The organism is Cupriavidus sp. YAF13 (assembly GCF_052113425.1).
Lineage (GTDB): Bacteria > Pseudomonadota > Gammaproteobacteria > Burkholderiales > Burkholderiaceae > Cupriavidus.
This window is the reverse complement of the sequence record NZ_JBFRDD010000022.1, coordinates 80,618-95,126: the sequence shown is the minus strand read 5'-3', so window position 1 is coordinate 95,126 and position 14,509 is coordinate 80,618. Positions and strand designations below refer to the sequence as shown.

Sequence of the window (14,509 nt, the reverse complement as noted above, 5' to 3'; positions counted from 1 at the left end):
AGCGGAGTGGAAAAGACAGCGGCCAGTCATTGCGCATGACTGGCCGTTTTTTTGTCGTAGCCAGGTCAGTCGCGGGCTTCCATCTTGCGATTGATCCACAGCGCCAGCAACGTGCACGCCACGCCGGACAGCAGGTAGGCGCTGACGGCAAACAAGCCGAACTCCGCCGACAGTCCCAACGCCACCAGCGGCGCAAAGGCGGCGCCGAACAGCCACGCAAAATCGGAAGTCAGCGCCGCGCCGGTATAGCGAAAGCGCGATCCGAAGTTTGCCGTGACAGCGCCCGCGGCCTGGCCGTACGACAAGCCCAGCAAGCCGAAGCCGATCAGGATGAACAAGTCTTGCCGCGCCGGGGTGCCGTTCATCAGGTACGGCGCGAACAGGCCGAAGATGCCGATCAGGACTGCCATCAACGCCAGCGTGGTGCGCCGCCCGATGCGGTCGGCGATCCAGCCGGAGGTGATGGTAGCCGCCATGGCGATCCCCGCGCCGATGATCTGGATGATCAGCACGTCATTGATGTCCTGCGTGGCGTGCAGCGCGACCCACGACAGCGGGAACACCGTGACCAGGTGAAAAAGCGCGTAGCTGGCCAGTGCCGCGAAGGCGCCGATGAACAGGTTGTAGCCTTGGGCGCGCATGATCTGCACCGGGCTGATCGGCTCCAGCTCGCCTTCTTCCAGCAGCTGCGTGTACTCCCGGGTCACCACCAGGCGCAGGCGCGCGAACAGCGCGACCACGTTGATGGCGAACGCCACGTAGAACGGATAGCGCCAGCCCCAGTCCAGGAACTCATCGAAATCCAGGTTGGCGCGCAGGTAGAGGAACAGCGAGCCGGCAAGGAGAAAGCCGATCGGCGCGCCGAGCTGCCCCAGCATCGAGTACCAGCCGCGGCGGTGCGCCGGGGCGTTCAGTGCCAGCAGCGATGGCAGCCCGTCCCATGAGCCGCCCAGCGCAATGCCCTGCAGGATGCGCAGCGCCGCCAGGATGACGATGGCGTGGCTGCCGAGCGCATCGTAGCCCGGCAGGAACGCCATGCCCGCCGTGGCGGTGCCCAGCAGGAACAATGCGGCCGTCAGCTTGATGCTGCGCCCCCAGCGGTGCTGGATCGCCATGAACAAGGTGGTCCCGAACGGCCGGGCGATGAAGGCGAAGGAAAAGATCGTGAAGGAGAGCAGCAGCCCTTCCAGTTGCCTGACGAACGGGAAGAACACGCTGGGGAAGACCAGCACTGAGGCGATGCCGTAGACAAAGAAATCGAAATACTCGGACGCTCGCCCGATGACGACGCCGGCAGCGATCTCGGCTGGCGCCACCTGCGCCCGGTGCGCGGCGTCTTGCGCGGGCGTGGGGGAAGACGGTGACGGCTGGTGCTGGTGCGCCATGCCGCTGCTGCTGCCGCTGCTGCTGGACATCGTCAGGCCCTCTCGTCTCTCGTTGTTCGGGGTGGCGTTTTGTGTCACTCCTTTAAGAATGGCACTTCTTTGACTACAGTGCCATAGGAAATGTTGAGTTTCCGCGGCCAGCCCACCGGCGTAGTTCCAACGATCACTTCCACGGCTATGCAATTTCGCATTCGGATAGTGCCATCCCGCTACGCGACGCGCGGGTGTCTGTTGCTTGCTGCCATCTTGCTGCTGACGGGCTGCAATGCTGTCTTGCTAGCCCCGGCCGGGGATCTCGCGATCCGGCAGCGTGATCTAATCATCATTTCAACCGGGCTGATGCTGTTGATCATCGTGCCGGTGATCGCGCTGACACTGCTCTTCGCCTGGCGCTACCGCGAGGCCAACAGGGAGGCCATCTACGAGCCCGACTGGGACCATTCCACCTTGCTGGAGCTGGTGATCTGGGCCGCGCCGCTCTTGATCATCATCGCCCTGGGCGCGTTGACCTGGGTCAGCACGCACAAGCTCGATCCCTACCAGTCCTTGAGCCGCATCGATGCGGGGCGCCCGGTGCCCATGGCCATGGAGCCACTCACCGTGGAGGTGGTGGCGCTGGACTGGAAATGGCTTTTCTTCTACCCCGAGCAGGGCATCGCCACGGTCAACGAGCTGGCGGCGCCGGTGGATCAGCCGATCCGCTTCAAGATCACGGCGTCCACCGTGATGAACTCCTTCTTCATCCCTGCGCTGGCGGGCCAAGTCTATGCCATGCCGGGCATGGAGACCAAGCTGCACGCGGTGATCAACCAGCCCGGTGTCTACGAGGGCTTCTCCGCCAACTACAGCGGCGCGGGCTTCTCCGGCATGCGTTTCAAGTTCCATGGCATGAGCGCGGAGGAATTCGCGCGATGGGTCCAGCAAGCCAAGACCGGCGGCGGGGCCCTGACGCGCGACGCTTACCTGCAGCTGGAGCAACCCAGCGAGCTTGAGCCGGTGAGGCGCTACGCCAGCGTGGCGTCGGGCTTGTACGACGCGATCCTGAACCGCTGCGTGCAAGCCAACCGGCCTTGCATCAAGGACATGGCCATGAGTGCGAGGCAGGGCCAGGGCAAGGACAAGCCGCGGGCCTACAACGTGGCGGCGCTCGAACGCGGCGCCGCCCGCGCCAGCCTGGGCGCCATCTGCACGGCAGGCGACCCTGCAGGCATTGGCAACGGCCCCCGCGTGGCGTCCGCCAGGCCGTTGCCGCAATGACATTGCCCGATGAYGTTTCCCAATGACGTTGCAACAATGACCCGCTGCTCCCCGATTCCTGTAACAACGCCCTTGCGGCCCTGGTGACACAATGCCCGAGCACCTCGACCTGACGCAACTGGTATTCGGCCGCCTCACCTGGGAGGCAATCCCCTTTCACGAGCCCATCCTGCTGGCGACCTTCGCGGCCGTCGCGATCGGGGGGCTGGCGCTGGTTGGCGCACTGACCTACCTGCGAGCGTGGGGCTACCTCTGGCGCGAGTGGTTCACCAGCATCGACCACAAGAAGATCGGCATCATGTATGTCGTGCTGGGCATCGTCATGCTGCTGCGCGGCTTTGCCGATGCGGTCATGATGCGGCTGCAGCAATCGGTCTCCTTTGGCGACTCGCTGGGCTACCTGCCGCCGCACCACTATGACCAGGTCTTCACCGCGCACGGCGTGATCATGATCTTCTTCGTGGCCATGCCGCTGGTCACCGGGCTCATGAACTTTGTCGTGCCGTTGCAGATCGGCGCGCGCGACGTTGCCTTTCCCTTTCTCAACAACTTCAGCTTCTGGATGACGGTCGGGGGTGCCGTGCTGGTGATGATGTCGCTGTTCGTCGGCGAGTTCGCGCGCACCGGCTGGCTGGCGTATCCACCGTTGTCGGGCGTGCTGCAGAGTCCGGACGTGGGCGTGGACTATTACATCTGGTCCTTGCAGGTTGCCGGGCTGGGCACGTTGTTGTCGGGCATCAACCTGCTCGTGACCATCGTCAAGTTGCGCGCGCCCGGCATGACCATGATGAAGATGCCGGTGTTCACCTGGACCGCGCTGTGCACCAACGTGCTGATCATCGCCGCCTTCCCGGTGCTCACCGCCGTGCTGGCCCTGCTGGCGCTCGACCGCTATACAGGCACCAACTTCTTCACCAACGATCTTGGCGGCAACGCCATGATGTACGTGAACCTGATCTGGATCTGGGGCCACCCGGAGGTGTACATCCTGGTGCTGCCCGCGTTCGGCATCTTCTCGGAAGTGGTTTCCACGTTCTGCCGCAAGCGCTTGTTCGGCTACGCGTCGATGGTGTACGCCACGGTGGTGATCACGGTGCTCTCCTACCTGGTCTGGCTGCACCATTTCTTCACCATGGGCTCGGGCGCCAGCGTCAATTCGTTCTTCGGCATCACCACCATGATCATCTCGATCCCGACCGGGGCCAAGATGTTCAACTGGCTGTTCACCATGTACCACGGGCGCATCCGCTTCGAGGTGCCGATGCTCTGGACCATCGGCTTCATGGTCACCTTCGTGATCGGCGGCATGACCGGCGTGCTGCTCGCCGTGCCACCGGCGGATTTCTCCTTGCACAACAGCCTCTTCCTGATCGCGCACTTCCATAACGTGATCATCGGCGGCGTGCTGTTCGGGTTGATGGCTGGCATCACCTACTGGTTTCCCAAGGCTTTCGGCTACCGGCTGGATCCGTTCTGGGGCAAGTGCTCGTTCTGGTTCTGGCTGGTTGGCTTCTACGTTGCCTTCATGCCGCTTTATGTGCTCGGGCTGATGGGTGTGACCCGCCGCATGAGCCACTTCGAGGATGCGTCCCTGCAGATCTGGTTCCAGCTGGCGGCATTCGGCGCGTTCCTGATCGCGCTAGGCATCGGCTGCTTCCTGATACAGCTGGTGGTCAGCTACCGCCGGCGCGAAGCCCTGCGCGACACCACGGGCGATCCGTGGGACGGCCGCACGCTGGAGTGGTCGACCTCCTCGCCACCACCGCAGTACAACTTTGCCTTTACCCCGATCATTCATGACAACGACGCGTGGTGGCAGATGAAAGAGCACCAATACCAGCGGCCACAGCAGGGCTTTATTCCGATCCACATGCCGAAGAACACTAGCGCGGGCATCATCCTGGCGGGCTTAAGCACCGTGCTCGGCTTCGCCTTGATCTGGCACATGTGGCTGCTTGTGATCGTGTCCTTCGCTGCCATCCTGGTCGTGGCGATCGGCCACACCTTCAACTACAAGCGCGATTACTACATCCCGGCCGACGACGTCGTCCGCACCGAGGCAGAGCGCACGCGCCTGCTTGCCACCCATGGTTGATACCACCGCCTCCTACGGCCCCGGCGACGTGCGCATGCCGGACATCACGCGCCAGAGCGAGCTGCGTTTCTACGCGACCAGCGAGGTGCATGCGCAGAACGGCACGTTGCTCGGCTTCTGGCTGTACCTGATGAGCGACTGCCTCATCTTCGCCAGCCTGTTTGCCGTGTACGGCGTGGTGGGGCGGCGCTACGCCGGCGGCCCCACGGGCGCCGAGCTGTTCGAGCTGCCGCTCGTGGCGCTGAACACCACCATGCTGCTGCTGTCGTCGATCACCTACGGCTTTGCCGTGCTGGAGATGCAGAAGGCGCAGGTGCGCACCACCCTGATCTGGCTCGGCATCACCGGCTTGCTGGGCGCGGCCTTTATCAGCCTGGAGCTCTACGAGTTCGCACACTTTGTCCACGACGGCGCGGGGCCGCAGCGCAGCGCCTTTCTATCCTCGTTCTTCACGCTGGTGGGCACCCACGGGCTGCACGTGACGGTCGGCATCGTCTGGCTTATCACGCTGATGGTGCAGGTGGGGCAGCACGGGCTGATCCCGGAGAACAAGCGCCGCCTGATGTGCCTGTCCATGTTCTGGCACTTTCTGGATGTGGTCTGGATCGGTGTGTTTACCTTCGTCTACCTGATGGGAGTGCTGCCATGAACGCGCATGACAATGCCCTTGCAGACGATCCCCATGGCCACGGGCATGGCCATGACGATCACGGCCACGGCGGCGAGGTCAGTCATAGCACCTTCAAGGGCTACATGACGGGCTTCGTGCTCGCGGTGGTCCTCACGGCGATCCCGTTCTGGCTGGTGATGGCCAAGGTTTTCGATAAATCCAGCACCACCGCGCTGTTCCTGCTGGGCTGCGCCGCGGTGCAGATCGTCGTCCACATGATATATTTCCTGCATATGAATGCGAGATCCGAGGGCGGATGGACCATGCTGGCGTTGATCTTCACGATCGTGCTGGTGGTCATCGCGCTGAGCGGCTCGCTTTGGGTAATGTTCCATCTCGACCAGAACATGATGCCAATGCACGACATGAAGAACCTGCCTTGACGGCCCGGCAGCAGGGCGTAGCCCAATCCAACCCGTCTTCCCGCAAGCGCGCCACCGGCGCGCTTGTGGCGTTTGCCGTGCTCGCCATCGTGGCGGTGGCCGGGCTGCTCTCGCTTGGCGTCTGGCAAGTCGAACGCCGCGCGTGGAAGCTGGACCTCATCGAACGCGTGAACGCGCGCGTGCATGCTCCCGCCACGGCCGCGCCCAGCGCCGATCAGTGGCCGCGGCTTACCAAGGCCGCCGACGAGTACCGCCGCGTGCGTCTTACCGGCACCTTCCTGAACGACAGCGAGACCCTGGTGCAGGCCGTCACGGAGCTTGGTGGCGGCTTCTGGGTGGTGACGCCGTTGCGCACGGCAGATGGCAATGTGGTGCTGGTCAACCGCGGCTTTGTGCCGCCTGAGCTGAGCGAGCGCGCCAAGCGCGGCGGGGGCGACGCCACCGGCGAGACCACCGTCACTGGCCTGTTGCGCTTCAGCGAGCCCGGTAACGGGTTTCTGCGCACCAACGATCCGGCGGCCGGGCGCTGGTATGCGCGCGATGTGCCGGCCATTGCCGCCGCGCGTGGCCTGCGGAACGTGGCGCCTTACTTCATCGATGCAGACGCGGCCGTGCCGCTCGGGGACGCCAGCAAGCGCACCTGGCCGGTGGGCGGGCTGACCGTCATCACGTTCAACAACAACCACCTCGTTTATGCGATCACCTGGTTTGCGCTGGCGCTGATGTTTGCCGCCGGCGCCGTCTATGCCGGGCGGGAGGCGTACCGCCGGTCACGGGGCGGCGATACACAGGATACGCAGGATACGCAGGACAAACAGGATACACAGGGCGAGGGCAAGGCGGGACGGCGCACGCCGTAGGCGCAGGTCGGTCCCTCGCGCTACCCCACGGACGCCTCGAACACCCGGCGGTAATTGCCGCCGAGGACCTTGCCCGTTTCCTCTTGCGTGAAGCCCGCCGCCAGCAGCGCGGCGGCCAGCGAGGGCAACTGATCGTAGGTCCGGAACACCGGCGGCGAGATGAAGCCGAGCATGTCGGTTCCCACGCCCACATGATCCACGCCAACCACGTCGGCCATGCGCTTGATGCCTAGCGCCATCGCAGGCAGGTCGCGGAAGGTGCCCGCGCTGGGCCAGACCCCGATCACGCCACCGGTACCCGCGATCACGCGCGCGTGGTCGGGTGTGATCAGGCGGCTGCGCAGGCTGGGGCGCGTCGCCAGCGCGGAGTGCGAAATCACCAGTGGCTTGGTGGCGATGGCGGCGGCGCGCTTGACCAGGTCATAGGTGCCGTGCGCGACATCGACGACGATGCCCAATGCATTGCAGCGCCGCACCACATCCGCGCCGAAATCCGTCAGGCCCCCGTGTACCGGCGCCTCCGTCTGGATGTCGCCCAGCTCGTTGACGCGGTAGTGCGTGAGCTGCAGGTGCCGCAACTGGTGCATGCCGTACGCTTCGTCCACGCGATCCAGCCTGCCCTCCAGAAAGTCCGCGCCTTCCGACGCGATGATCACGCACGGCCCGGCCGGCCCCCGTGTGGCCAGCGTAGCCGCGTCGGTCACCACTTGCATCTGCTCACGCTCCACCAGCTTGTGCGCGCGGGCGAATTCGGCCACGCCAAGCGCGTAGAGCTCGCCTTCGGAAGGGGTTCGCCAGGCTTCGAAGCGCGTGCGATCGGCGGACACGCGCGTGACGATGGTATCCGTCACGATTGCCAGGCAGATCACGTTCACGCCGCCCGCGCGCATCGGCGCGGCCAGTGGAAGAAAGGGCCGGTCCGCGCCGATGGCGGGATCGCGCGACACGATCACGCGGCCGGCATGGCTGTGCATGTCGATGGTCAGCGTGGTGGAGGAGGGCTTCCAGGCGGAGACGTCTTTGACATTGTTAACGTCGCTAACGTCTTTAGCGGCCGTTGTGCCGGCCGAGCCCTGCGGCTGGGTGTCGCCGGTAAAGCGTCCCTGTGCACAGGCGGCTAGCGCCAGTGCAGCGCCTGACGCCAGGAACGCGCGGCGGCTGATGCTGCCCGGTGCCGGTCCAGGCGGCGCATCGGCATCGCCCCGACGGATCGTCGTCCAGTCAATCTGCATCGTCGCTCCACGCGTTTGTGCACCTACTATGATATCGCGCGCAAAGCGCGCCAGGCGCGCTTGTAGGACGGCATTCCATACCGAAGGGCGTGCGGGACGGCTGGGCCCGCTCCCTGCACATCGTCAACACCGTGGACACCGCCTCGGCATGCGGCCAAATCCGTAGGTGGCGCTTATTCCGGCTCGATGTTCGTCACCGTTGCCACGCCGTTGACCTTGTCGAAGGTAGCACGGACCTTGCTTCCTTCCTTCAGTCTGGCCAGGCTGGCCTTGTCCTTCACGGGAAAGCTCATCGTCATGGCCGACATGCCGAGATTTTCGATGGGGCCGTGCTTGAGGGTGACCTTGCCGTTAGCCGTATCCACCTTGCGTACTTCCGCTTCGACGGGCTTTGGGGCGGACGTCGAGGCGGACGTCGACGCTGCCGGCTTCATCTGCATGCCGGCCATGTCGTCAGCCGCCTGGGCGGGCAGCGTGAAGGCGAAGGTGGCGCATACGGTAGCAAGGCCAATCAGATTGCGTTTCATGGTGAACTCCTTCTTTAATGTTCAAGGTTCAAGGCTTGGGGAATGCGGACTCCGCCTTTGGACGGCGAAGCAAAAAGAAAACCGCGGGAATCACGAACAGTGATAACAGCGGCGCGGTGACCATGCCGCCGACCATGGGCGCGGCAATGCGCTGCATGACTTCGGAGCCGGTGCCGCCGGACCACATGATGGGCAGCAGGCCCGCCAGGATGACCGCCACGGTCATGGCTTTGGGGCGCACCCGCAGGACGGCGCCCTCCTGGATCGCCTCAAGCAGCGCGGGCACGTTGGCCTGGCCACTCTCGATGGTCCTTAGCCAGGACTGCTTCAGGTAGAGCAGCATGATCACGCCGAACTCCGCCGCCACGCCGGCCAGGGCGATGAAGCCGACGACGCTGGCCACCGACAGGTTGTGGCCGAGCAGGTATAGCAGCCAGAACCCGCCCACCAGCGCAAATGGCAGCGTCGCCATGATCAGCAACGCTTCATCGAAGCGCCCGAACGTGACGTACAACAGCAGGAAGATGATGAGCAACGTGAACGGCACGACCACCTTCAGCTTCTGCGTGGCGCGCTCCAGGTACTCGAACTGCCCCGACCAGCTGACGGAGTACCCCGCAGGCAGCGGGACCGCCTTGCCGACGACTGCCTGCATCTCCTGCACGGCAGAGCGCAGGTCGCGCCCCCGGATGTCCACGTAGACCCAGCCGGAGAGCCTGGCATTCTCGCTGCGCAGCATGGGCGGGCCCTGCGTCACCTGGATGCGGGCCACATCCGACAACAGGATCTGCTGTCCGCTGCCGGTCACAACGGGAAGCTTGCGCAATTGCTCGACCGAGTCGCGGTAGTCCCGCGGGTAGCGCACGTTGATGGGGAACCGCGCCAGTCCATCGACCACTTCGCCGATGTTGTCTCCGCCCACGGCCGATGCGACGATGCCCTGGACGTCGTCGATATTCAGGCCATACCGCCCGGCCGCGGCCCGGTCGACATCGACATCGACATAGCGCCCGCCCGTGAGGCGTTCGGCCAGTGCCGAGGTGACGCCCGGCACGGACTTCACGGCCTGCTCGATGCGGCTGACCAGTCGGTCGATTTCCTTCAGGTCGGTCCCGGCCACCTTGATGCCGACCGGGCTCTTGATGCCGGTGGCCAGCATGTCGATGCGGTTGCGTATCGGCGGCACCCAGATATTGGACAGGCCCGGCACCGTGACGGCGCGATCGAGTGCTTCCACCAGCTTGTCGGGCGTCATGCCCGTGCGCCACTGGTCGCGTGGCTTGAACTGGATGGTGGTCTCGAACATCTCCATGGGCGCCGGGTCGGTGGCGGAGTCCGCCCGTCCGGCCTTGCCGAAGACTGTGGCGACCTCCGGAACGGTCTTGATCAGGCGGTCCGTCTGCTGYAGCAACTGCGCGGCTTTGCCTGCCGACAGCCCGGGCAGGGCAGACGGCATATACAGCAGGTCGCCTTCGTCGAGCGGTGGCATGAACTCGCCCCCGACCTGCAGGATCGGCCATGCGGTTGCCGCGAGCAGCACCGCGGCGACTACCAGCGTGGCCTTGGGATAGCGCAGCACCCGAGCGAGCAATGGCTGATAGATGCGGATGAGCAACCGGTTGAGCGGATTGGACTGCTCCGGCGGAATCCGTCCGCGGATCAGATAGCCCATCAGCACTGGAATCAGCGTCACCGCCAGGCCCGCCGCCGCCGCCATGGAATAGGTCTTGGTGAAGGCCAGGGGCGCAAACAGGCGGCCTTCCTGCGCTTCCAGCGTAAACACGGGGATAAACGACAGCGTGATGATCAGCAGCGAAAAGAACAGGGCAGGGCCCACTTCCGCCGCCGAGTCGCCGATCACGCGCCATTGCTCGTCGCCGCCCAGATGCCGGCCGGGATGTTCGGCCCGCCAGTGCTCTATGTGCTTGTGCGCGTTCTCGATCATCACCACGGCCGCGTCGACCATGGCCCCTATGGCAATGGCGATGCCACCGAGCGACATGATGTTGGCGTTGACGCCCTGGTACCGCATCACCAGGAAGGCGGCGAGGATGCCGAGCGGCAGCGACACGATCGCGACCAGCGCGGAGCGCAGGTGGAACAGGAACACGAGGCAGACCACCGCCACCACGATGAACTCTTCCACGAGCTTGTGCGTGAGGTTCTCCACCGCCCGGTTGATGAGGCTGGACCGGTCATAGACCGGCACGATCTCCACACCGGGCGGCAGGCTCGGCTTCAGCGCCGCAAGCTTCGCCTTGACCGCTTCGATGGTCTCCAGCGCGTTCTTGCCGGAGCGCATGATGATGACGCCGCCAGCGACTTCGCCCTGGCCGTTCAGCTCGGCAATGCCGCGCCGCATCTCCGGGCCGAGCTGGATGGTGGCCACGTCGCCAAGGCGCACGGGGATGCCGGCACTGTTGACGTTGAGCGGTATCTGCCGGAAATCGTCCAGCGTTTTCAGGTATCCGGAAGCGCGGACCATGTACTCGGCTTCCCCGAGTTCCAGCACGGAGCCGCCTGTCTCCTGGTTGGCCCCTTTCAATGCGGCCAGGATCGTGGCTTGCGGGATGTTGTAGGCGCGCAGCTTGTCAGGCATCAGGACGACCTGATACTGCTTGACCATCCCGCCGATGGATGCCACCTCGGAGACATTGGGCAGCGACTTCAGCTCGAAGCGCAGGAACCAGTCCTGCAGCGCCCGCAGTTGTGCCAGATCGTGGTGGCCGGTCTTGTCGATCAGGGCGTACTCGTAGATCCAGCCCACGCCGGTCGCATCGGGCCCAAGCGCCGGCTTGGCGGCAGCAGGCAGTTTCGACTGGACCTGATTCAGGTATTCCAGCACACGCGAGCGGGCCCAGTACAGGTCGGTGCCGTCCTCGAACAACACATAGACAAACGAGTCGCCGAAGAACGAGTATCCCCGCACCGTCTTTGCCCCCGGTACCGACAGCATGGTCGTTGTCAGCGGATACGTGACCTGGTTCTCGACGATCTGCGGCGCTTGCCCGGGGTAGGGCGTGCGGATGATGACCTGTACGTCGGAGAGGTCAGGCAAGGCGTCCAGCGGCATGTTGCGCGCCGCCCAGATGCCCCAGGCCGCCAGGATGACCGTGGCGAGCAGTACCAGGAAGCGGTTCCGGATCGACCAGCGGATGAGGTTGGCGATCATGGCTTGTCCCCCGCGCCAGCGGTGGCTGGTTGCACGGAAGACAGGACCGGCACGCCGTCATTGTTTATCCGGAAACGGAAGCGCACCTCCTGGCCCGCTTTCAGGTTCTTTGGCAGGCCCGCTGCCGGCGCTGCGAAGTCCATGGTCATGGCGCCCCACTGGAGCGTGGGGATCGGCCCGTGGGACAGCGTCAGGCCCTCCGGCGTGACGGCTTCGATACGGCCGGTGCCTTCATGCTCCGCGCCGGCTGTCGATGGTGCCGATGGTGTCGATGGTGTCGATGGTGCGGACGGTGCCGATGGTGCGCTCGCGCTCTCCATGCGTGTCGTGGTGCCGCGCAGGCTCGCCTCGGAGTCGAGCAGGAACTGGCCCGAGACCACCACCGTCTGGCCTGCCTTCAGGCCTTCGGTCACCTCGGTCTGGCCACCGGCTTCCGCGCCGGTTCTCACCTCCACCGGACTGAAGCCGCCGTTGCCGGTCGCGACCATGGCCACCGTGCGCGAGCCGGTACGGATCAGCGCTTCGGTCGGGACCAGCAACTGGTCGGCACCCGGCCTCGCGCCGAACCTGGCACTGACAAACATGCCGGGCAGCAACTGCCGGTTCTTGTTGGCGAGCTCGATGCGCACCTTGAGCGTGCGCGTGCCCGGATTCACGTCGGGCAGGATGGCGTCTATCTTGCCGGTTAGCGTCTGCCCCGGCAGTGCCGGCGCGGTAGCCGAAACCTGCTGTCCGGGCCGGGCCGCTGCAGCCTGGCTCTCCGGCAGTTCCGCCAGGACCCAGACGGTGGAGAGGTCGGCCACGCGGAACAACGTCATGCCGGGCGAGACCGTCATGCCATCGCGCGCACCGACTTCCGTGATGACCCCATCGACGGGGCTCGTGATGGTGAGCCGGGGCTGCAGCTTGCCGGTGGTCTCCACCAGCCGGATCTGGCTATCGTCCATGCCAGCCTGACGCATGCGCGCGCTGGCGGCGCCGCGCAAGTCGCCGTACGGGCTGCCGCTCATGCGCGCGACCGCAAGGTACTCCTCCTGCGCGGCGACCCACTCGGGTGCATAGAGGACGATCAACGGCTGGCCGCGCCTGACCGGGTCAAGGGTGGTCCTGGCATAGGCGTGCTCGACAAAGCCCGTGGTGCGCGCCTGGACGACGGCGATGCCGCGTTCGTTGATGGCCACGTTGCCCGGCACCTCCAGCACGGCATCGAGCCGGCCGGGCTTGACCTGCGCGGTCCTGACGCCCAGGTTCTGCGTGACGCGGCTGTCGATGGTGACCGCCGCGCCGCTGGTGCCGGCATCCTCGAACACCGGCACCAGCTGCATGTCCATGAAGGGGGATTTGCCGGGTTTGTCGAACCGCTGGCCGGGCACCATCGGGTCATGCCAGTACAGGATCTTCCTGCCGGCCTGGGAATCCGCGTCGCTGGCCGCGGACGGGTTTCGCGCCGCCGTCGAGGGTGGCTTGCGTGCTTCGCCCCGGCTGACACCCAGTTGATAGGTGCCATAAAGGACGCCGCCGGCGGCAGCGAGTGCCACCAGGGAGAAGATGACTTGTTTCTTCATTTGGAATCCCTCGCGGCGGGTTCGGTCTGCGCGGTGGGCAGCGGGACGAGGAAGGCCAGCTCGGCCCAGCCCCTGGCTGTCTTCGCTTCAAGGGTCAGCCGGTCGAGCGCCGTGTCGATGACCCGGTGGTTGGCTTCGGCAACCGCCAGCAGCGATCCGGTATTGGCCCGGTAAGCCGTCAATGCCGCGTCTGCCTGGGCGTTTGCCAGCGGCAGGATGGATTCGTCGTAGCGCTTGAGCCGTTCAAGGTTGCGCCGCAACTCAGCGAGCTTCGCCCCAAGCGCGGCCTTGGTATTGCGCGCAACGATCTCGGACCTGGCACGGGCTTCCTGCGCCTGCGCCAGCTTGGCCGACACTTCACGGTCCTGCCGGTTGCCCCTGTCCCATGGCACCGGGAAGCTGACGTTCAGCGAACCCATATTGGAATAGGCGGAACCCCGTTGGCTGTACATCAGTTCGACGGTCACGTCCGGCTTCCTGGCCTCGGTTGCCGCCCGGACATCGGCTTCGGCCAACGCGATTTCGCGCTGCGAGGCCACCATTTCCGGCACCGCGTCCAGTTCTGACCCGGCCAGCTCTTGCACGCGCGGGGGAATGGCAAGGGTTGGCCTTTCCGACAGGGGGCGGCTGGCTGCCTGCCCGACCCAGCGGGCGAGCGCCACCTGGGCGGCGTCGATGGCGGCCTGGTTCTCGTCGAGCCGGTCCTGCAGTTTCTGGATTTCCATCTCCGCGGCCAGTACGTCCGTCCGCGTGCCGCGACCGCTGCGATAGGCGGCCTTGGCGGCCTGCAGCTCCAGTTCCAGCGGATGGCCGTGGTGCCCGAGCAGCATGCCGGCCTGTTCGGCATACCAGCGATCGAGCCAGGCCGTGACCACGCTGCGCTGCACATTGGCCAGGCTGACCGTGCGCCGCGCCTGCGCTGCCGCGGCTTCTGCCTCGAAGCGCTCCGCGCGGGCGCGGCGCTTGTCCGAGCGCGTGAACTCTTGCATGACGCTGATGGAGCGCATGGTCATGAAGTCGCGCGTCAGGGAGAACTGGTCGGGTCCGTTGACCGGCACATTGTTGAGCCCGAGCTTGAGCACGGGGTCAGGCAACTGGCCGGCGGCCACGGCCATTTGAGCCGCAGCCTCAACGCTGCCGTGGGAAGTCTCGCCATTGCCGGCGCGCGTGGTGGCCAGCGCAACGGCTTCCTCGACGGACAAGGTGGGTGCTGGCTGGGCGCGCGCGGCAAGTGGCACGCCCAGGCCAAATGCAGGCGCGCACAGGAGCGCCTGCAGGAAACGACGAAGGAAATGCATAAAGCCTCCGGGAAGCAACGACGACCCGGCCGCTCAGGCGGCAGGGCACGAAACAAGCGTGGCTT

Annotated in this window: 11 protein-coding genes; 5 read left to right on the top strand and 6 right to left on the bottom strand. The window is 65.4% G+C overall.

All coding sequences use genetic code 11. The features are described from left to right. Positions 1-65: 65 nt before the first annotated feature. Complete coding sequence (locus AB4061_RS18945) at positions 66-1,385, bottom strand: MFS transporter (RefSeq protein WP_441636479.1); 1,320 nt, start codon at positions 1,383-1,385, stop codon at positions 66-68. 177 nt (positions 1,386-1,562) lie between these two features. Here AB4061_RS18945 and cyoA point away from each other — a divergent pair, with 177 nt between their 5' ends. The 5 genes from cyoA (at position 1,563) to AB4061_RS18920 (ending at position 6,650) form a co-directional block, all read left to right on the top strand. After that, a complete protein-coding gene (gene cyoA, locus AB4061_RS18940) occupies positions 1,563-2,642 on the top strand; it encodes a ubiquinol oxidase subunit II (RefSeq protein WP_441636431.1) in 1,080 nt (359 codons plus the stop codon). A 91-nt stretch (positions 2,643-2,733) separates the two neighbouring features. Next, positions 2,734-4,737 (top strand): cytochrome o ubiquinol oxidase subunit I, encoded by a 2,004-nt coding sequence (cyoB, locus tag AB4061_RS18935; protein WP_441636429.1) that lies wholly within the window; start codon positions 2,734-2,736, stop codon positions 4,735-4,737. Continuing rightward, positions 4,730-5,386 (top strand): cytochrome o ubiquinol oxidase subunit III, encoded by a 657-nt coding sequence (gene cyoC, locus AB4061_RS18930; RefSeq protein ID WP_441636427.1) that lies wholly within the window; start codon positions 4,730-4,732, stop codon positions 5,384-5,386. The genes cyoB and cyoC overlap by 8 nt, the downstream gene beginning before the upstream one ends. Continuing rightward, entirely contained in the window at positions 5,383-5,790 is a 408-nt protein-coding gene (cyoD, locus tag AB4061_RS18925; protein ID WP_441636425.1) for a cytochrome o ubiquinol oxidase subunit IV, read from the top strand. The genes cyoC and cyoD overlap by 4 nt, the downstream gene beginning before the upstream one ends. After that, positions 5,787-6,650, top strand: a complete 864-nt coding sequence (locus tag AB4061_RS18920; RefSeq protein WP_441636423.1) for an SURF1 family protein — start codon at positions 5,787-5,789, stop codon at positions 6,648-6,650. The genes cyoD and AB4061_RS18920 overlap by 4 nt, the downstream gene beginning before the upstream one ends. 20 nt (positions 6,651-6,670) lie before the next feature. Here AB4061_RS18920 and AB4061_RS18915 read toward each other — a convergent pair whose 3' ends face one another. The 5 genes from AB4061_RS18915 to AB4061_RS18895 all read right to left on the bottom strand — a co-directional run bounded on the left by AB4061_RS18915 (position 6,671) and on the right by AB4061_RS18895 (position 14,444). Beyond that, the gene (locus tag AB4061_RS18915) at positions 6,671-7,882 is read right to left on the bottom strand and encodes a dipeptidase (protein ID WP_441636421.1); all 1,212 of its coding nucleotides are present in this window, start codon (positions 7,880-7,882) and stop codon (positions 6,671-6,673) included. 173 nt (positions 7,883-8,055) lie between these two features. Next, on the bottom strand, positions 8,056-8,409 hold the full coding sequence (locus tag AB4061_RS18910; RefSeq protein WP_441636419.1) for a copper-binding protein: 354 nt from the start codon (positions 8,407-8,409) through the stop codon (positions 8,056-8,058). Positions 8,410-8,437: 28 nt separating this feature from the next. Further along, complete coding sequence (locus AB4061_RS18905; RefSeq protein ID WP_441636417.1) at positions 8,438-11,581, bottom strand: efflux RND transporter permease subunit; 3,144 nt, start codon at positions 11,579-11,581, stop codon at positions 8,438-8,440. Further along, the gene (locus tag AB4061_RS18900) at positions 11,578-13,146 is read right to left on the bottom strand and encodes an efflux RND transporter periplasmic adaptor subunit (RefSeq protein ID WP_441636415.1); all 1,569 of its coding nucleotides are present in this window, start codon (positions 13,144-13,146) and stop codon (positions 11,578-11,580) included. The genes AB4061_RS18905 and AB4061_RS18900 overlap by 4 nt, the downstream gene beginning before the upstream one ends. After that, entirely contained in the window at positions 13,143-14,444 is a 1,302-nt protein-coding gene (locus AB4061_RS18895) for a TolC family protein (protein WP_441636413.1), read from the bottom strand. Before AB4061_RS18895 ends, AB4061_RS18900 begins: the two co-directional genes overlap by 4 nt. Between the last annotated feature and the right edge of the window lie 65 nt (positions 14,445-14,509).

Excerpts from the sequence above, each read along its gene's own strand:
- AB4061_RS18945 (WP_441636479.1), bottom strand. The coding sequence starts at position 1,385 with ATGGCGCACCAGCACCAGCCGTCACCGTCTTCCCCCACGCCCGCGCAA.
- cyoA (WP_441636431.1), top strand. The coding sequence starts at position 1,563 with ATGCAATTTCGCATTCGGATAGTGCCATCCCGCTACGCGACGCGCGGG.
- cyoB (WP_441636429.1), top strand. The coding sequence starts at position 2,734 with ATGCCCGAGCACCTCGACCTGACGCAACTGGTATTCGGCCGCCTCACC.
- cyoC (WP_441636427.1), top strand. The coding sequence starts at position 4,730 with ATGGTTGATACCACCGCCTCCTACGGCCCCGGCGACGTGCGCATGCCG.
- cyoD (WP_441636425.1), top strand. The coding sequence starts at position 5,383 with ATGAACGCGCATGACAATGCCCTTGCAGACGATCCCCATGGCCACGGG.
- AB4061_RS18915 (WP_441636421.1), bottom strand. The coding sequence starts at position 7,882 with ATGCAGATTGACTGGACGACGATCCGTCGGGGCGATGCCGATGCGCCG.
- AB4061_RS18910 (WP_441636419.1), bottom strand. The coding sequence starts at position 8,409 with ATGAAACGCAATCTGATTGGCCTTGCTACCGTATGCGCCACCTTCGCC.
- AB4061_RS18900 (WP_441636415.1), bottom strand. The coding sequence starts at position 13,146 with ATGAAGAAACAAGTCATCTTCTCCCTGGTGGCACTCGCTGCCGCCGGC.
- AB4061_RS18895 (WP_441636413.1), bottom strand. The coding sequence starts at position 14,444 with ATGCATTTCCTTCGTCGTTTCCTGCAGGCGCTCCTGTGCGCGCCTGCA.